Source organism: Arthrobacter sp. K410C (assembly GCF_059090105.1).
Map to the genome: position 1 here is coordinate 146,726 of NZ_JBNHFJ010000004.1, position 16,997 is coordinate 163,722.

Consider the following 16,997-nt stretch of genomic DNA (forward strand, 5'->3'; position numbering starts at 1 on the left):
TCCCTTCGCAAGGATTGAGGACAGCGTACGCATCAGACCCTCACCACGACCTTCCGCCCGAACAGGCCTTGGGGTCGGATGACCAGGATGACGAAGATCAGTACAAACGGCACTGCGATCTTGAGGTCATGGCCCACGAGCGGCACGTAAACGGCCACCAGGTTCTCCAGGACCCCAATGGCCCACGCCGCAATAACACATCCAATCGGGCTGCTCAGGCCTCCCAAAATCACCGCTGCCAGCGCGTAGACGAGCGCTGTGTCAAGCATGCCCGGGGTGAGGGTCAGCTGCGGGGCAACGAGGACGCCGGCGATCGCGCCCAGAACCGCGGCCAGGCCCCAGCCCACCATCAGCAGCCTGCCGACAGGCAGGCCTGAAAAAGCAGCGGAGGCCGGGTTATCTGCGACAGCCCGGAGCGCGAGTCCAAGCTTGGTGCCCAGGAAGAGCACCTGCAGAAGCACCATGATCGCCAGGATCGTGACCGTTGTGGCGATGGACCGGACACTCACCACCGCGCCAAAGATCTCCACACCGGTTAGCGGGAAAAGCGACTCGAACGGCAGGTTGTTGTAGCCCCAAAAAACAGCGGAGATACCGGTGACCAGGGTGAGCAAGCCAATGGTTACCACCACCGCAGTATGGGTATCGCCCCCCTCGAACCTGCGGATGAGAAACCGCTCAATTACTGCCCCGATGAGGAACGAAACCACCACTGCGATGAGGATGGCGACGACGAGGGGCAGGCCGAGCCGCGTAAGGGCGTAGGCGATGTAGGCGGACAGCACGGCCATGCCGCCTTGGGCGAAGTTGATCAGGCCGGTCGCCTGGTTCACCAGCACGATAGCGAGGGCCAAAGCAGCGTAGATGGAGCCGGTCGAGAGCCCGTCCACCACCAGTTGGATGAAGGTGCCCATATGGTTCAGCCCCCCAAGTAAGCACGGCGGATCTCGTCCATGCCTCTAAGTTCGGTGGAAGATCCGGTCAGCACGTTGCGTCCAGTTTCAAGCACGGTGGCAGTGTCCACCAGCGAGAACGCCAGATTTGCGTTCTGCTCCACCACCACCATGGCAATGCCGGACTCGAGCCGCAGCCGCCTGATCGCCTGGTACACCGCTTTTGAGGTGCTCGGGGCAAGTCCGAGGGATGCTTCGTCGAGCAACAGCAACTTGGGCCGGGCCATAAATGCCCTGGCTACGGCGAGCATCTGCTGCTCGCCCCCCGAGAGTGACGCCGCCCGCGAACCGACGCGGTCCTGCAACTGCGGGAACAGGTCAAGGCAATAATCGATATCGCCAGAGATCGCTGCCCGGTCCTTGCGCAGGTAGGCCCCCACCAGAAGGTTCTCCCGAACGCTTAGCTGGCCGAGGGTTCCGCGGCCCTCCGGAACGTGGGCGACCCCCAGCGCCGCCACCTGGTCAGGGCGCAGGCCGCGGATATCGCGTCCCTCGAACCTGATCCGTCCGCTGGTGCGCACCGTGCCGCTGATGGCGCGCAGCGTCGTCGTTTTGCCCGCCCCGTTTGCGCCCAGTATCCCGACTGACCCGCCCTCCGGCACGGTGAGATCCACCCCGTCCAGTACCTGCACGGGCCCGTAGGCCGCTGTCACGCCGGCAAGTTCAAGCAGCGCCATCCACCGCGTCCTTTCCTATATAGGCCTCGATGACACGGGGGTCGGACTGGGCTTCGGCGGCGGTGCCCTCCATGAGCTTGCGCCCGTAGTCCAGCACCACCACCCGGTCGGTGAGCGCGGAGATAAGCCCCATGTGATGCTCGACGATGACGATCGTGACGTCCTGCTCGGCGCGGAGCCGCTTCACGGTCTTGATAAATTGCTCCACCTCAGCATGGGACAGCCCGGCGGCAGGCTCATCGAGCAGCAGCAGCGAGGGGTGGGAGAGCAAGGCACGCCACAACTCGATGCCCTTGTGTAGTCCGTGGGCGAGTTCGTCGGCGGGCAGGTGGGCGGCCCAGCCCAACCCTGCGTGGTCAAGGAGCTCAAGCGCTTCCTCGCGCATCCCGCGCTCAGCACGGGCGGTGTAGGGCAACCGCGATGCCCAGGAAACAGGTCCGCCAGGAAGCCTGGTGTGCCCGCCAAGAAGCACGTTCTGCAGGACTGTGGCATGCAACAGCAGGGCCGGATGCTGGAAGGTACGGGCGAGCCCAAGGCGCGCAAGGCGGAACGGTGCATGTCCCAGGACCTCGGTGCCATCGATGGTGATGGAACCGGAACTGGGCCTGTAGTGGCCGCTGATGCAGTTGAAGAGGGAGGTCTTGCCGGCGCCGTTGGGTCCTACGAGCCCGAAGATGACGCCCGGCTCCACGTCGAAGCTCACTTCCTGCAGGACCTTGACGCCGCCGAAGTGCAAGTTCACGTCGTTGAGGCTCAGGCTTGCGGCCACCCTGTACCTTCCTGTCGCGTCATTGCTCCGGGCGGCGCGATCCGTCACGACCGCTCGAGACCGACGCTACGGATCGAATACTTAATTGTCAACGATTTTGAAACGAACGTTAGCCAACCTCAATCATGGCGCGCGGTAACCGCTCCTGGCGTAGTCCGAGAAGGGCGCCGGAGCCACGGTGGCACGGATTTCGACCTGTCGGTGGCGCTCCACCTGCCCCTTGCGGGAGTTGGGTTCCTCCCCCCAGACCACCACCACTTCCGTTCCGGTCTGCGCATGTGCCACGTCGAGCGTTGCCAGTGATAGAAAGACCTGCTCGTTGGCGAGGTAGCCGACGTCGAACGAGATGCCGATGGTCTCGCCGTCCTTTAGGATCCTGTCGGTCTGGTAGAGCGCGTAGCGTGATTTGGGCAGCTCAATGTACTTGGCCGGAAGGCCCTCACCCAGGATCGACCCGAGGGCTGCAGCGACGTCCTCGTTGTTCCACACCAGCGTTACTTTGGTGCGGCGCTGGTTTTCCGAGTGACGCTGAAGCGCTTCCTTTCCGAGGAATTCGTGGTCGAAGGACACGGAGCGGCCCAGTCCAATGTCATAGGGCGTGACGTAGTAGTCGGCTACATCGGTCGAGTAGAAGCTGCCTCCCAGCGAGCCCGCCTTCGACAGGTCGAGCCAATCGCGGTATTCCCTGAGCTCGGGCTGGAAGATGGCGGGCGGCGGGGACGGCACCCAGCCGGACCCAAGGTTGGCTGAGGAATAACCCTTCGCGCCGACCTGCGTGATGCCGAATTCCTGGCCGTCGGCCAGCAGTTTGGCATGCACCGCCGCGGCATCGGCCCAGGGACCCCACAGTTCGAAGCCCGGCTGCCCCGCCATGCCGTGGCGCAGTACACCCACCCGGCGCCCCTCGATCTCCACCTCGCCCATGTGGAAGAACTTCAGTTCCGGTGCCGGCTTGCCCGTGACCTTCTCGATGATGGCAAGCGCGTTGGGTCCCTGTAGTTCGTACCGGAAGAGCTTGGGATCGCCCTTGCGGATCAGTGAATGGTCGTCGCGGTCGAGGGTGACATCCCAGTCGCCGGTGGAGATGTTGTATTCAACCCAATCGCTCAGCATGGGAAGCGCCACCAGGTCGAACGAGTTTTCGCCGAGGTGGAAGAGGATGCCGTCGCCAATCAGGTAGCCGTCCTGATTGACTGCGACCAGTTGCTTCGCCCGGCCCACGCGGTAGGCGGCGGCGGAGTTTGTGCCGATCCAGGTGAAGAACTTCGTGGCGTCGGGACCGGTGACAAAGAGGTCTGCCATGTGGTGCGACTGGTCAAGCAGGGCACATGAGTCACGCCAGGAAGCCTGTTCGCTTCGCCAGTTGGTGAATTCAGGCGTCACCGGAAACGTGAACGGCCTGGACTTTGCATTACGCAACACTTCTACGGCGCTGCCGCCCTGCTGGTCGATAGCGGACTGCAGGCTCTGCTTTGTCATGATCATTCCTTCATGGGATGTGTTGGGCCGGCGGCACAACCTAGCCGCCGGCCACCGACTGGATCACCAGGACCTCCTGGCCCGGCGCCACCTCCGTTTCCAGCCCCTGCAGGCGACGTACCTCGTCGCCGTCCACATAGATATTCACGAAGCGGCGCAGGGCACCCGTCTCGTCGCGGAGCCGCCTGGCGAGTACCGCATAGTTTGATGTCACCGCATCGAGCAGCTCTCCCACCGTCACCGGCCCGTCGGAGGGCGCAGTCAGTACGGACTGCCCACCGGCGAGAGGCTGCAGGACGCTTGGCAGGACAACTGCGATGTCAGGCACCCGCCATCACTGCCGCCCGGACACACAGCACATCGGGCAGGTGTGTCGCTACTTCCGTGAAGGTCTCACCCTCGTTCGCGCTGGCATAGACAGCGCCGCCGCGCGTGCCGAAGTACACGCCCGCGGGTTCCGCCGTGTCAACCCAGGCGGCGTCGCGCAGCACGCTGTTGTATTCGCCGGTGGGCAGGCCGGACGCCAGCCGCTTCCAGGTGGAGCCGGCATCGTCAGTGCGGTGCACCGCCAGTTCGCCATCGGGCGGAATGCGTTCGCCGTCCGCCTTCAGCGGCACCACCCAGGCCGTCCCGCCGCGCCGGGGGTGGGTGAGCATCACGAACCCGAAGTCTGCGGGCAGGCCCTCCGCAATGGAGGTCCAGGTGTCGGCATTGTCGTCCGTGCGGTAGACGCCGTGATGGTTCTGGGCATAGAGACGGCCGTCAACGGCAGGATCCGCAGCGATCTTGTGAACGCACTGGCCGAATTCAGGGTTGGGGTCGGGCAGAAAGTAGGCTGAGATTCCCTTGTTGCGGGGCTCCCAGGAGGTGCCGCCGTCCACCGACCGGTAAACACCCCCGGTGCTCATGGCCACGTGGACAGTGTCGCCGGCGGGATGGACCACGATGGAATGGGCCGCCGCACCACCGTAGCCGGCACCCCACTCGCTTCGGTGCCGGTGGTCCCAGAGCCCCCGGTTCAATTCGAAATGTTCGCCGCCGTCGGTGGATTTCCACACGGAGATGGGCTCCGCACCGGCCCAGACCACCCCCGGCCGGGATTCGGCATCCGGATAAATCTGCCACACGCGCTCTACCGCCGCACCGGTGTCCTCCGGAAACTTGATGGCCCCCTGCTCCGGCTCGGACCAGGTGGCGCCGAGATCGTCGGAATGGGCAACCGTGGGTCCCCAGTGTTCATTCCGGACACCAACCATGATCCGGGTGCGCCCCTTGCGGGTATCGATCCCGATGCTGGGGATCTCGCTCATCAGGAAATGGGGGCCGGTGAAGGACCAGTTGCGCCTGTCCCGGCTGGTAGCCAGCCAGAGTCCTTTTTTGGTCCCGATCGCTACGACATAACTCTCTGCGGATGCCATGCCCCCATGCAACCATCGCTGCGGGCGGCCCGCAACGGTTATGTGGTAGCAGGAGTTCCCGGCCCCTGCGCTAGTCGACAAACTCCGACTGGGTCTCTATGAAGTCCCAGTCGGCGTCGCTGAGCACTCCTGCCGGGTTGTCGGGGTGCGGTCCGCCCGCCTCCGCGATGCCCTGGAGCACGGGAAGGGGCAGTTCCTCGGCACGCAGGTTCTCCCGCAGCCACTCCTTGGTGTCGAGGTCCAGGTCCAGCCACCACATGTAGATTTCCATGACGTCCACACACCTTTCGTATGCTTCAACGTTAGGCGCGGGGCAAACCGCGGACAAGGGAGCATCACGGAGTGGGCCGCTTCGCGCCGCAGAACAAGTAGTACTCCCCCGTTTCCGCGTAGGAGCAGGTATCGCCGCACGTCAGCGGCGCGCAAAGTCGAGTACCTCCTACTCGCGACCCGCCCCCGCCGCCGCTCCTAGCCTGAAACCTCAAGCAAGCTGACCGTGCTGCTGGGGCACAAGGCGTCAACGCTGGCACTCCCCGCGCGCATGGACCGCTACATATCACTGGGGAGAAAAAATGAAACGCACTTTAGCCGTCCTGGGGGTGGCAGGGCTGGGGCTGATTGGCCTCACCGCGCCGGCCCTGGCCGCTTCTGAGAGAGTTACCGTCTGCCACAACAACGGCAGCAGCTGGGAACCGCTGGAATTCAACGTCAATGGCCTCAGCGGCCACGACGAGCACCCATTGGACATCATTCCGCCGACACCGAAGCTGCCGGGCGGCCTGAATTGGACCGATGCGGGAAAGATCCTCTACGTCGACAAGTGCGCGGCGCTGCCGCCGGGCGAAACACTGCCGGTCGTCATTGACCCGCCGGTCGTGGTTGACCCGGTCGTCGTCGTCCCGCCCGTCGTCGTCGACCCACCCGTCGTCGTTGACCCAGTCGTAGAGCAGCCGGTGGTGGCGCCGCCCGTCGTCGAACAAACCGTCGTGGTGCCGCCTGCCGAGCAGCCGGTGGTCCACCCGCCGGCGGCCGCCGAGGTGGTTGTTCCTCCGGCCGCGGCGCCTGCTGCTGGTGCGCCGGTGGTTCCCGCGCAACCCGCCGCCGCCACGCCGCAGGTGCCGGCACCGACCGGTGCTGCCGCCACCGCTACCGCTACCGCTACCACCAACCTTGGCACCAACAAGGGCTACAACGCACAAACGGCCGTTGGCGGAGCTGAGTACTCCCCCGCCTGGGTCGCCGGCTTGGGCGCACTGGTGGCAGCAGGAGCCGCAGTGGCCGTACGCCGGAGGTCCGACGCCTCCGCGGCAGGCTAAGCCCGCGGCCCGAGCCGCTTTCCGCGGCCACTGACAAGGAAGGCGTCCCGCCAGTGCCCGGCGGGGCGCCTTCCTTCCCATCATCCCCCGCCAGCTGAGGAGTACAGATGTCCCAGGAACGCAGCCGGCACGCCGCCCGGACCGGCCGCCGATGGCGCCGCTGGAACCGCGGCGACCTCGCCATCCTCCTGTCCGGAATCCTGGCATTCCTGGCCATTACGTTCGGCGGCCCTTTGCTCCACCAGCCGCAGCCGGCCGCCGTCGGAAGCATTGAAAGGGCAACCCTTGCACCAGCAACCACCGCACCGCTGGCGCGCAGCACTCCGGATATACAAGGCCCGACGACGGCCCCCACCGCGGCTGCCCCGCTGTCACCCGCCTCCGCCCTGCCGGAGGCGGCGGCTCCGGTGCGCATCCGGTACGGGGCGGCAGGTTTTGACGTGCCGGTACACCCGCTGGACCTCGACGGCGCCGCGCAGGACAGCGGGACCATTGTGCCGCCGGAAACCAAGGACGGCTACTGGCTGGTTCCGTTCGGGACTCCCGGGGAGGGCTCAGCCAACACGACGTACGTGATCGGCCACAGCTGGGATGGAGCGGAGGCCCCGTTTAACCACTTGAGCTCGGCCTCGCGGGTGGGTGACCGCTTTGAGGTGGACACCGCCGCGGGAACCCTGCCCTACCAGGTGGACAGCGTGACGACGTACGTGAAGTCCAGCTTGAAGGACAGCCCCATCTGGGACATCGTGCCCAACCGGCTGGTCCTCATCTCCTGCTACACGGAGGACCCGTGGGGCAAGAACGTGGTGATAACGGCCTCACCTGCGCTTATGTGATCCGGCAGGACCTGTTCAAGGCAGTTGCCCGGGCGCACAATGAGCTATGACATCGGAACGGTTCAGTGGAACTGCCCCCCTGCTGGTGGGAATCATGCCCAAGCAGCATCCGGAAGTCCTGCAGACCGCGGCCACCCTGGCCGCACGGCTGGGTACGCCCCTGGTGTGCGCGTATGTGGACGAGGCCAGCTACCTGGTGGAGTGGGACCCTGCCCGCTCGGCCCACCGCCTGTCGCTTCATCCGGACGCCGACGACGAGGACATCCGGACCCTCACGGCGGAACTGAAGGCAGACATCCAGTCAGCCGTGGACAAGGTGCCGCCCGGCAGCGGCGTGGTGGACTGGACACTCCGCACCCTTGCCGGTGATCCCGCCCGTGCACTGGGCCGGCTGGCGGCCGAAGCCAACGTTCCGATCATTGTTGTGGGCACGTCCGAACGCGGCTTCTCGCACCGGCTTTCAGAGGCACTGAATGGTTCCGTGGGAGCATGGCTGACCCACCACCAGAGCAAGCCCGTCCTGGTGGTGCCTTACCGGATGCCGGCGCACGAGGACAGGCCATGACCCGTCCGCGGGCAGCCGACAGGGGACGGAAACGGCACGCTGAAAATAAAGCGAAAGTAGTTATTCGCGGTGCTGGCGGACGCCAATACCAGCCAGTAAGCTGATTCAAGCAGACCGATCCACGCAGGTGGACACCGGTTTTGCCCAAGAGCTGCTCCGGAGTGCGTATCCCCCAATAACGCACTCCGGAGCTTTTTTGTGCCCTGCTCTGGGATGTCCCTTTATACCCCTAGGGGGTACTTGATTTGATACCCCTCAGGGGTATACGGTGGATTCATGAACTCCTTTGAAGAGGCAACCGCCGGGTCCGCAGTGCAGCACGTGCCGGAACACGGGTACACGGGAAACAAGGACGCCTACCTCCGCCGGCTCAAGCGCATTGAAGGCCAGGTTCGCGGCATTGCGCGGATGGTGGATGAGGACAAATACTGCATCGACATCCTCACCCAGGTTTCCGCCGTGACCAAAGCCCTGCACGCCGTGAGCCTGGGACTGGTGGAGGAGCACATCGGCCACTGCGTGGTGGGGGCCGCCGCGGAACCCGACCCGGAAGCGCGCGCCGAAGCCATCGATGCAAAGGTCAAGGAAGCGGCCGACGCCATCGGCCGGCTGCTTCGCTAAACCCCAACTGCACCCATTGCCGGCCACCGCCGGCCAAACCATCAGGAGACAGCCATGAGCACCACCTCCCCCACCATCACAACCGTCAACGTTTCCGGCATGACCTGCGGCCACTGCGTCTCCGCGGTCAGCGAAGAACTCGAGGCCCTCGCGGGGGTGGAGGCCGTGGACGTCGAACTCAGCCCCGGCGGCATTTCCACCGTGACCATCACGTCCACGCAAAAGCTGTCACCCTCGGAAATCGGCGAAGCAGTGGCGGAGGCCGGGTACCTGGTCGTCGCCAACGAAGCCTGAAGGGCCAACGGGGACCAAACATGAGTCACCAGGATCTGCTCCGCCCGCCGGACACCCGCGTGGTGGAACTCGATATCGAGGGCATGACCTGCGCCTCCTGCGTCAACCGCGTGGAGAAGAAGCTCGGCAAGCTCGAGGGCGTGGAGGCAACAGTCAACCTCCCGCTCGAATCGGCCCACGTCACGGTGCCCCCAGGGATCAGTGATGAGCAGCTGGTGGACACCGTCAACGCAGCCGGGTACAAGGCAACGCTGCGGCACGCCCCAGCGCCGGACCCCATTGCGCCGGACGGCAGCGAAAGCGGGGAGGCGGCGCAACCCGCTGGCGCCTTCGTCGAACATGACCATCTGGCCCATGGCGGAACTGCCGGGCAGCTGAAACCCCGCCTTCTTGTGGCGGCTGTCCTGACGCTGCCAGTGTTCCTGGTGTCGATGGTTCCGGCATTCCAGTTCGCCAACTGGGGCTGGGTTGCTGCCGCGCTGGCACTGCCGGTGGTGACCTGGGCCGCCTGGCCGTTCCACCGGGCCGCGGCCATCAACGCGCGGCACTTCGCGTCCACCATGGACACCCTGGTATCCCTTGGCGTGGCCGCGGCGTACTTGTTCTCCGCCTGGCAGCTCGCGGCCGACCCCCGCATGACCGAACACCCCGGCATGGAGGGGATGGAAACCGGCGGCCTCTACTTCGAGGTGGCGGCGGTGGTCACCACCTTCCTGCTCCTGGGCAGGTGCCTGGAGGCGAATGCCAAGAAGAAGGCAGGCGATGCCCTGCAGGCGCTCCTCAACCTCGGCGCCAAGGACGCCACCATCCTTCACGAAGGCGCGGAGCAGAGGATCCCCGCGGACCGTCTGCAGGTGGGCCACATCCTGGTGGTCCGCCCGGGCGAGAAGATCGCCACCGACGGTGTAGTTGTGGAGGGCAGCTCAGCGGTGGACGCCTCCCTGGTCACCGGCGAGTCCGTTCCTGTGGAAGTGGGACCCGGTTCGGCCGTCACCGGCGCCACCATCAACACCTCCGGAAGGCTGCTGGTCAAGGCGGCAAGGGTCGGCTCCGAAACCACCCTGGCACACATGGCCCGCCTGGTGTCGCAGGCGCAGACGGGCAAGGCGCCCATCGCCCGGCTGGCGGACCGCATCAGCGCTGTCTTCGTGCCGGTGGTCCTGGCCATTGCGGCGGCCACTTTCGTGCTGTGGCTCCTATTCTCCGGCCCGGACGTGGCGGGCGGCGAGGTGCGCCCCGCCTTCACGGCCGCCGTCGCGGTCCTGGTCATTGCCTGCCCCTGCGCGCTGGGCCTGGCCACGCCGGTTGGCCTGCTGACAGGCACCGGCCGCGGAGCGCAACTGGGCATCCTGATCAAGGGCCCGCAGGTCCTCGAGGACACCCGCACTGTGGACACCATCCTGCTCGACAAGACCGGGACGGTGACCACCGGAGTCCTTGCCGTGGACGCCACCGCGGCCTTCGGCGGCTTCACGGAGGACGATGTGCTCCGGCTGGCCGGAGCGGTGGAGGCGGCGTCCGAGCACCCCGTAGCGCACGCCATCGCCGCAGCGGCAAGGGAGGCCATGCACGACGGCGCCGCCCTGCCTGCCGTCCAGGCCTTCCGTTCCGCGCCCGGCGGCGGAGTCCTGGGCACCGTGGAGGGCAGGCTGGTGGTGGCCGGCCGCACGGGGTGGCTTGAGGACAACGGCATTTCACTTGCAGAAGGGCAGCAGGGGGTGCTGGCGGCGGCCGAGGCGGGCGGCGCCACGGCCATCTGGGTTGCCGTGGACGGTGCCCCGGCCGGCGTGATCAGCCTGCGGGACACCGTCAAGGAAGGGTCCGCCGCGGCTGTTGCCAGGCTGAAGCACCTGGGGCTGCGGCCCATCCTGCTGACCGGTGACAATGCCGCCGTGGCCGCCCAGGTGGCCGCCGCCGTCGGCATTGATGCAGCGGACGTCTATGCGGGCGTTCTGCCGGAAGGAAAGGTGGAGGCGGTCCGCCGGCTGCAGGCCGGCGGGGCAACGGTGGCCATGGCCGGCGACGGCGTCAACGACGCTGCGGCCCTGGCGCAGGCGGACCTGGGGATTGCCATGGGCTCCGGTACCGACGTTGCCATTGAGGCCGCGGACCTGACCGTCATGGGCAACGACCTCGCCCAGGTGGCCCAGGCCATCGAGCTGTCCCGGAAGACCCTGTCGACGATCAAGACGAACCTGTTCTGGGCCTTCTTCTACAACGCCGTTGGGATTCCGGTGGCCGCGCTGGGGCTGCTCAATCCCATGATCGCCGGCGCCGCGATGGCTGCGAGCTCAGTCCTGGTGGTGGCCAGCTCGCTGCGGCTGCGCCGCTTCGGCAAGTAACCTGCCGGCTGGCCGCCGGGAGACCAGGGCGGTTTAGGCCGCGCCGTACCGGACGGCGGCGCGGGCCTTTGCCTTGGCAGCCTCGGTGTCCCGGTCCTTGGGCGGAGCCTGCGTCACCAGCGAATCGAGGAGGTGTTGGGTGATGTGGGCGATCTCGTGGACCGCCTCATCGAAGGCTGCCTGGTTGGCCTTCGAGGGCTTGGTGCTGCCGCTGATCTTGCGCACGTACTGCAGGGCGGCGGCGTGCACTTCCTCGGAGGTGGCGTGCGGCTCGAAGTTGTGGAGGGTTCGGATATTCCGGCACATAAGGCCATGCTAGGCTCTGGAGCGCCTGGGATCGACCCCTTCCGTACGGGGTGGCGGGCGTCCGTCCATGGGAAGTCCGGCATGGGCAGGGGTGCCCATCGACACTGTTTGAGCGGCCGGGATAGGTTCTAGGCAATGGATCTTCCGGATGAGCCGGGAGGCCGGGGGATGCCGACCCATATTCGGATCCACTAACCAAGAGGAGAAACTGATGGCTATTTGGGGTGCAGACGTTGAGCAGCTTCGCCAGCTCGGTAGCAAGCTTCAGGCAGGTGCGTCCGAGATCGAGACGCAGAAGTCCACTCTCACCAAGGTTCTGAGCAGCACCAACTGGGAGGGCCCGGACGCGGAGAAGTTCCGGAACGAGTGGTCCGGAACCCACACCGCCATGCTGACCAAGGTTGCCGAGGCACTCAAGGATGCCGGCAGCCAGGCCAAGCGGAACGCTGAAGAGCAGAGCCAGGCTTCCCGCTAACCTTCCGGTCGCGAAGGCTTTGCAGCAGGGCCCGGACACCACACGGTGTCCGGGCCTGCCGTTTAAGCCTTGGCTGCCGGCTGCTGCTGCCCGGCCTAGGGGACGGGTTCGACGTCGTTCGCGTGCTCCAGCGGGGACGGCGCCTTCGGTTCGGCTTCCTTGCCAGGCCCTGCTGCTGTTTCCGCGGCCGGGGCGCGCAGTTCATCGAGCCGCACCAGGATGACGCCGCCTACGATCAGCACACCGCCCAGCAGCTGGATGGCACCCGGCAGTTCGCCCAGCAGCAGCCAGGCCCAGACCACCGCGAAAAGAACCTCGGTGAGCGAGACGAAGGACGCCACCTTGGAACCCAGGGCCCGGGCAGCCACGATGCCGGAGACATAGGCGAGGACTGTCGCCAGGACCACCAGGCCCGCGAGGGAAACCCACCACGGGGCAACCCACCCCCCGAGCTTCGTGTCCGCTGTGCTGAAGGTCATGGGCAGCAGGCCGGTTGCACCGGCCAGCCACATGACCGCTGCCCCCACCATCAGGCCGCCCGAGGCCAGCACGATGGGGGGCAGGGTGTCGTTCTCCTTGGCGGTGATGAAGAAGTACATGGCCAGGCAGACCGCTGCGGCAATCCCCCAAAGGACGCCCACGGGATCCACCTTCACGGCGCCGGTGAGGTCCAGGACCAGCACCAGGCCGGCCAGGGAGAGCAGGGTACCGCCGAGCGTCAGCGCCCGCGGCCGCCTCCGGCTGGCGGCCCAGAGCCACAGCACAATCAGGACGGGCGCCAGATACTCCAGGAGCAGGGCGACGCCCACGGACAGGCGGGCCACCGCATTGAAGTAGAACAACTGGCATGCTGCCACCCCGATCAGGCCAAACAAGAGGATGGTCAGCCAGTTGTCCCGCAGCTGGTGCCAGCGTCCGCGCAGGGCAAGGACGGCCGGGATGGCGAGGATCAGGGCGGCGCCGGTCAGCCGGAGCGTCACGGCCGCTCCCGTGGACCAGCCGGTTTCCAGCAGTGCTTTGGCGAACGAGCCGGAGGTTCCGAAGACGGCGGAGGAAAACAGCGCGATGCCAAGTCCGGACGCCAGGAATCCCCGGCCGGCCACCTGGGCCACACGGCTCTGGGGTTGGTTGTTGGCGGCAGGCACCGTTGCCTCCTGTCAGGAGTAAAGTGGGGTATTGGTCATGACAGTACCCGTCTGCGCTGTAAGGAGTCAAGATGGTTTTTGCCCCTGACACTGAGGTGGCGCTGCGCTCCGTGGTGGACCTCATCAATTCAGCGGCGAACGGCCGGGAGGAGCTGGCCAGCCAGGCGGACCTTGACGCCTTTCTGGAAGCCGAGGGATTTACCGGATCAAGGACCAGGGACGCCGCGGAACTGGACAGCGTCCGCGCACTGCGCCGGGAACTCGCCGGGCTCTGGGCCGCGGATGAGGAGACGGCGGTGGGCATTGTGAACCGGTTGCTGCGCTCGGCCAACGCCCTGCCGCAGCTGGTCAAGCACGACGGCTGGGACTGGCACCTGCATGCCGCTGCGCCCGAAGCCCCGCTGGCTGACCGGATGAGCACGGAAGCGGCCATGGCTCTCGCGGACGTGATCCGCGGCAAGGAGATGGACCGGCTGCGCAGGTGCGAGGCGGAAGACTGCGACGCCGTTGTCCTTGACCTCACCCGGAACAGGTCCAAGCGCTACTGCGATACCGGGAACTGCGCCAACCGGGCGCACGTGGCCGCCTACCGGGCACGGCAGGCGGCAGCGGGCTGACCAGGCGGAAAGCCTGCCGCAGGCGGGTCAGCGCTCCGCTGGTCCTTCAGGGCCGGCGTCGGAAGCGGGCGGATTGGAGGCACCCGGAGCGCCGAAGCCATGGGAGGACTTCTTGGCTGAGCTGAGGTTAATGCCCGATCCCTTGCCCAGGTGCTCGGCGTTTTCCTTGTAGCTCATTGAAAGCATGGCCGCGATGACCAGGGTGACGATGAAGGCGATGCCGGCGCCGGTGAAGGCGAGGTCGAAGCGGGGCGTCTTGGCACTGCCTCCTGAGGCGAAGATCAGTACCGCCATGAAGGTGACGACGGCCCAGAACGCGGAGAACATCAGCGGCCCCTTCACCGAGGTCCGCAGCCTGCGCGGTTTTCCTGGATGCTGGTCTGCCACTGTAAGTCCTCCCTGCAGGCGGCATGCCGGCCGTCCTGGTTTAGGTGATGTGCTGGTGCGCCCGGCCCAATTTTCTACGAGAAGTAGAACCGCGCCCTCCTAGTTTACGGCTTGGGGGCGCCGGTCCGGGCATCGTGCCGGAGCGTCAGGCCGGAGAGCACCCACAACACGCCGGAAATGATGGCGCCGCCTCCAGCCACCCCCAGCAGGGCGTGGGCGCCAAGGCTGATGAAGAAGGGCAGGACGGCGGCGGTTCCGAGACCAATAATGCCGGACGCGATCCAGTCCCGGGCCAGGACGTGCCGGCCGCGGTGGCGGAGGCCGCACCACAGCTCAAGCGCCCCGGCGGCGCCCAGGCCAAGGGCCGCTACGACGGCGAACAGCAGGTCGCCGTGCAGCAGCACCAGCGCGAAACCGGCACCGGTCAGCACCGAGCCCGCGGCGGAGAGCAGTTTGCCGGGCACGGCCTCCCGCGGGAATCCCGTGGCCGGCGCACCCCAAAGGGTTACCACGCCGGTGGCCAGCAGGTACAACCCGCCGGCCCAGCCCATGACTTCAATGGAGGGCGAGAGCCAGAAGATGGTCACGGCACCGAACACCAGCGCAGCCGCCGAGCGGAGCAGGACCGGCTTCCAGAGGTCGGACCGGGGAGCGGCTTTGGGAGCGGCGCCTGCGGGGGTAAGTGGTTGCGTCACCGGACCAGTTTAGTGGGGAGCGCTTCGCCGTGTATCGAGGGTGGGCGCAACAGTCAGGCCGAGCCCAGGACCATCCACCGGTCCGCCCCGGCGCGGAGGCCCAAAGTCACTGCCCGGGCGGCCATATAACCCACTGCGAAGGCGGCCCAAAGCCAGCCCAGGCCCGCCACCCCGGCGGCGCCGGACCAGGCGACGGCGGCCAGCAGGGGCAGATAGACGGCGAGGTTCACCAGTCCGGCCAGCGCCAGGTACCTGGCATCCCCGGCGCCAATCAGCACACCATCCAGGACGAAGACATACCCGGCAACGGGCTGGCCGGCGGCAAGGATCCACAGGGCAACAGCCAGGACGGACTGCACCTCCCGGTCGGCCGTAAAGAGTGCCCCCACCCAGGGCGCCGCCGCCGCCAGCAGCAGGCCGGTCAGCACGCCGAAGCCGATGCCCCAGCGGATCATCGTCCGCGTGAGCGCACGCGCCTTGGCGGCATTCGCCGCCCCCAGCTCCTTGCCGATCAGTGCCTGGGCGGCAATTGCCAGCGCATCCAGGGCAAAAGCCAGGAACGAAAAGATTGTCATCGCCAGCTGGTGCGCCGCAAGGTTCACGGCGCCCTGCCCGGTCACCACCAGCACCGTCACCAGGATGGCTGCGCGCAGGCTCAGGGTGCGCAGCATGAGCCACGACCCCACCCTGGTCATGCTCCGGATTCCCCGCCAGCTGGGGAGGAGGCTGACGCCGTGCCGGACGGCGTTGCGCCGGACCATTGCCACATACACGAAGGCCATGGCCCACTGCGCCAGGCTGGTCCCGACCGCGGAGCCGGTGACCGACAAGCCGAGACCGTAGACCAGCCACAGGTTCAGGACAATGTTTATTCCGAAGCCGGCGGTGGCAACCACCAGCGGCGTCCGCGTGTCCTGCAGGCCACGGAGGACACCGGTCCCGGCAAAGACCAGGAGCATGGCCACCAGTCCCGGCATGGACCAGCGCAGGTAATCCACGGCGAAGGTGCGGACTTCCCCCTCCGCGCCCATCAGCCCGATCAGCGGCTCAGCTGCCGCGAAGCCGGCCACCGCAAGGACGACGCCTAGCAGCAGTGCCAGCCAGACGCCGTCGCGCCCCGCCGCCAAGGCTTTACCCAGCTGCCCCTCGCCGATGGCACGTGCCACCGCCGGGGTTGTTGAGTAGGCCAGGAACACCATGAGCCCGACGGCGGTGTGCAGCACGGCCGATGCCAGTCCGACCCCGGCCAGCTGCTCCACCCCCAGGTGCCCCACGATGGCCGAGTCCGCGAGCAGGAACAGGGGTTCGGCCACCAGCGCGCCGAAGGCGGGGACGGCGAGGCGGAGGATTTCCCGGCCGTGGCTCCGGCGGGCTGCCACGCGAAGGGGAGTTGATGGTTGGGGCACCGTGCCAGCTTAACGGGGAGACCCCTGGCCGCGCCTTGGGATAGACATTCATGACAAAGTTCACACTTCAGGCAGGATAGTTGACACTTCAACTATCTCTGCTGAAGACTGGAAGGCATGAACCAGTCCCGCCTTACCACCACCGCCCTCACCGCCCTGCGCATCGTCCTTGGCTTCCTCTTTGCAGCCCACGGCTGGCAGAAGTTCTCCGAGTGGACCATCGCCGGCACCCAGGCCTCCTTCGCCAAGATGGGCGTGCCCGCGGCGGAGATCGCGGCCCCGGCGGTAGCCGTCCTCGAACTCGCCGGCGGCATTGCCCTCATCCTGGGCATCCTCACCCGGGTCGTTGCCGCACTCCTGGCCCTCGACATGCTGGGCGCCCTCTTCCTGGTCCACGCTTCCGCAGGTGTCTTCGCTGCCAACGGCGGCTACGAACTGGTGCTGCTGTTGGCCGCAGCAGCCTTCGCGCTGGCGCTTACCGGTGCCGGCCGCCTCTCGGTGGACCGGGCTCTCTTCGGCCGCAACAACTCCAGGCTGGCCGTCCTGGCCTAAATAGGAACCAGGAAGGCTAACGCCCGACGGCGGCCGCGCACCCAGGTGCCTCGGCCGCCGTCGGGCATTTAACCACCAAGCCGGGCATCATTGGCCAACAAGTTCGAACAGCAAATATCATTTCCGTCCGGGAAAGATCGGGAA

21 protein-coding genes are annotated in these 16,997 nt (G+C 66.7%); 9 read left to right on the forward strand and 12 right to left on the reverse strand.

Annotated elements, in window-relative coordinates; genetic code table 11:
- Positions 1-32: 32 nt before the first annotated feature.
- The 7 genes from AC5RU7_RS08925 to AC5RU7_RS08955 all read right to left on the reverse strand — a co-directional run bounded on the left by AC5RU7_RS08925 (position 33) and on the right by AC5RU7_RS08955 (position 5,567).
- Entirely contained in the window at positions 33-914 is an 882-nt protein-coding gene (locus AC5RU7_RS08925; protein ID WP_494011464.1) for a branched-chain amino acid ABC transporter permease, read from the reverse strand.
- A gap of 5 nt (positions 915-919) precedes the next feature.
- A complete protein-coding gene (locus AC5RU7_RS08930; protein ID WP_494011463.1) occupies positions 920-1,630 on the reverse strand; it encodes an ABC transporter ATP-binding protein in 711 nt (236 codons plus the stop codon).
- Entirely contained in the window at positions 1,617-2,399 is a 783-nt protein-coding gene (locus AC5RU7_RS08935; RefSeq protein ID WP_494051950.1) for an ABC transporter ATP-binding protein, read from the reverse strand. Before AC5RU7_RS08935 ends, AC5RU7_RS08930 begins: the two co-directional genes overlap by 14 nt.
- A gap of 123 nt (positions 2,400-2,522) precedes the next feature.
- Positions 2,523-3,878 carry an aminomethyl transferase family protein gene (locus AC5RU7_RS08940; protein ID WP_494051951.1) on the reverse strand — a complete coding sequence of 452 codons (1,356 nt, stop codon included), beginning with the start codon at positions 3,876-3,878 and terminating at the stop codon, positions 2,523-2,525.
- A 40-nt stretch (positions 3,879-3,918) separates the two neighbouring features.
- On the reverse strand, positions 3,919-4,206 hold the full coding sequence (locus AC5RU7_RS08945; RefSeq protein WP_494011460.1) for a MoaD/ThiS family protein: 288 nt from the start codon (positions 4,204-4,206) through the stop codon (positions 3,919-3,921).
- Positions 4,199-5,296: a WD40/YVTN/BNR-like repeat-containing protein gene (locus AC5RU7_RS08950; RefSeq protein ID WP_494051952.1), complete on the reverse strand. Its 1,098-nt coding sequence runs from the start codon at positions 5,294-5,296 to the stop codon at positions 4,199-4,201. Before AC5RU7_RS08950 ends, AC5RU7_RS08945 begins: the two co-directional genes overlap by 8 nt.
- A gap of 70 nt (positions 5,297-5,366) precedes the next feature.
- Positions 5,367-5,567, reverse strand: coding sequence for a hypothetical protein (locus tag AC5RU7_RS08955; protein ID WP_494011586.1), 201 nt, complete (start codon positions 5,565-5,567; stop codon positions 5,367-5,369).
- A 301-nt stretch (positions 5,568-5,868) separates the two neighbouring features.
- On the opposite strand from AC5RU7_RS08955, the gene AC5RU7_RS08960 reads away from it, so the two are divergent.
- The 6 genes from AC5RU7_RS08960 to AC5RU7_RS08985 all read left to right on the forward strand — a co-directional run bounded on the left by AC5RU7_RS08960 (position 5,869) and on the right by AC5RU7_RS08985 (position 11,270).
- Positions 5,869-6,612 (forward strand): hypothetical protein, encoded by a 744-nt coding sequence (locus tag AC5RU7_RS08960; protein ID WP_494051953.1) that lies wholly within the window; start codon positions 5,869-5,871, stop codon positions 6,610-6,612.
- Between the two features lie 107 nt (positions 6,613-6,719).
- Complete coding sequence (locus AC5RU7_RS08965) at positions 6,720-7,448, forward strand: class F sortase (RefSeq protein WP_494051954.1); 729 nt, start codon at positions 6,720-6,722, stop codon at positions 7,446-7,448.
- Positions 7,449-7,494: 46 nt separating this feature from the next.
- Positions 7,495-8,013, forward strand: a complete 519-nt coding sequence (locus AC5RU7_RS08970; RefSeq protein WP_494051955.1) for a universal stress protein — start codon at positions 7,495-7,497, stop codon at positions 8,011-8,013.
- A 276-nt stretch (positions 8,014-8,289) separates the two neighbouring features.
- On the forward strand, positions 8,290-8,634 hold the full coding sequence (locus tag AC5RU7_RS08975; protein WP_494051956.1) for a metal-sensitive transcriptional regulator: 345 nt from the start codon (positions 8,290-8,292) through the stop codon (positions 8,632-8,634).
- 54 nt (positions 8,635-8,688) lie between these two features.
- Positions 8,689-8,928 (forward strand): heavy-metal-associated domain-containing protein, encoded by a 240-nt coding sequence (locus tag AC5RU7_RS08980; protein ID WP_494051957.1) that lies wholly within the window; start codon positions 8,689-8,691, stop codon positions 8,926-8,928.
- Positions 8,929-8,948: 20 nt separating this feature from the next.
- A complete protein-coding gene (locus tag AC5RU7_RS08985) occupies positions 8,949-11,270 on the forward strand; it encodes a heavy metal translocating P-type ATPase (RefSeq protein ID WP_494051958.1) in 2,322 nt (773 codons plus the stop codon).
- Between the two features lie 33 nt (positions 11,271-11,303).
- On the opposite strand, the gene AC5RU7_RS08990 is transcribed toward AC5RU7_RS08985, so the two are convergent.
- Complete coding sequence (locus AC5RU7_RS08990) at positions 11,304-11,576, reverse strand: DUF2277 domain-containing protein (RefSeq protein ID WP_494051959.1); 273 nt, start codon at positions 11,574-11,576, stop codon at positions 11,304-11,306.
- A gap of 211 nt (positions 11,577-11,787) precedes the next feature.
- Between AC5RU7_RS08990 and AC5RU7_RS08995 the strand changes: the two genes are divergently transcribed.
- Positions 11,788-12,051 (forward strand): WXG100 family type VII secretion target, encoded by a 264-nt coding sequence (locus tag AC5RU7_RS08995; RefSeq protein WP_494011451.1) that lies wholly within the window; start codon positions 11,788-11,790, stop codon positions 12,049-12,051.
- Positions 12,052-12,146: 95 nt separating this feature from the next.
- On the opposite strand, the gene AC5RU7_RS09000 is transcribed toward AC5RU7_RS08995, so the two are convergent.
- The gene (locus AC5RU7_RS09000; RefSeq protein WP_494051960.1) at positions 12,147-13,196 is read right to left on the reverse strand and encodes an EamA family transporter; all 1,050 of its coding nucleotides are present in this window, start codon (positions 13,194-13,196) and stop codon (positions 12,147-12,149) included.
- A 71-nt stretch (positions 13,197-13,267) separates the two neighbouring features.
- Between AC5RU7_RS09000 and AC5RU7_RS09005 the strand changes: the two genes are divergently transcribed.
- Entirely contained in the window at positions 13,268-13,813 is a 546-nt protein-coding gene (locus AC5RU7_RS09005) for a CGNR zinc finger domain-containing protein (RefSeq protein ID WP_494051961.1), read from the forward strand.
- A 27-nt stretch (positions 13,814-13,840) separates the two neighbouring features.
- On the opposite strand, the gene AC5RU7_RS09010 is transcribed toward AC5RU7_RS09005, so the two are convergent.
- The 3 genes from AC5RU7_RS09010 to AC5RU7_RS09020 form a co-directional block, all read right to left on the reverse strand.
- Complete coding sequence (locus tag AC5RU7_RS09010; RefSeq protein ID WP_494011448.1) at positions 13,841-14,200, reverse strand: hypothetical protein; 360 nt, start codon at positions 14,198-14,200, stop codon at positions 13,841-13,843.
- A gap of 104 nt (positions 14,201-14,304) precedes the next feature.
- A complete protein-coding gene (locus AC5RU7_RS09015) occupies positions 14,305-14,895 on the reverse strand; it encodes a hypothetical protein (RefSeq protein WP_494051962.1) in 591 nt (196 codons plus the stop codon).
- 53 nt (positions 14,896-14,948) lie between these two features.
- Positions 14,949-16,301 carry an MATE family efflux transporter gene (locus AC5RU7_RS09020; protein ID WP_494051963.1) on the reverse strand — a complete coding sequence of 451 codons (1,353 nt, stop codon included), beginning with the start codon at positions 16,299-16,301 and terminating at the stop codon, positions 14,949-14,951.
- A gap of 117 nt (positions 16,302-16,418) precedes the next feature.
- Between AC5RU7_RS09020 and AC5RU7_RS09025 the strand changes: the two genes are divergently transcribed.
- Positions 16,419-16,853, forward strand: a complete 435-nt coding sequence (locus AC5RU7_RS09025; RefSeq protein ID WP_494051964.1) for a DoxX family protein — start codon at positions 16,419-16,421, stop codon at positions 16,851-16,853.
- Positions 16,854-16,997: the final 144 nt, after the last annotated feature.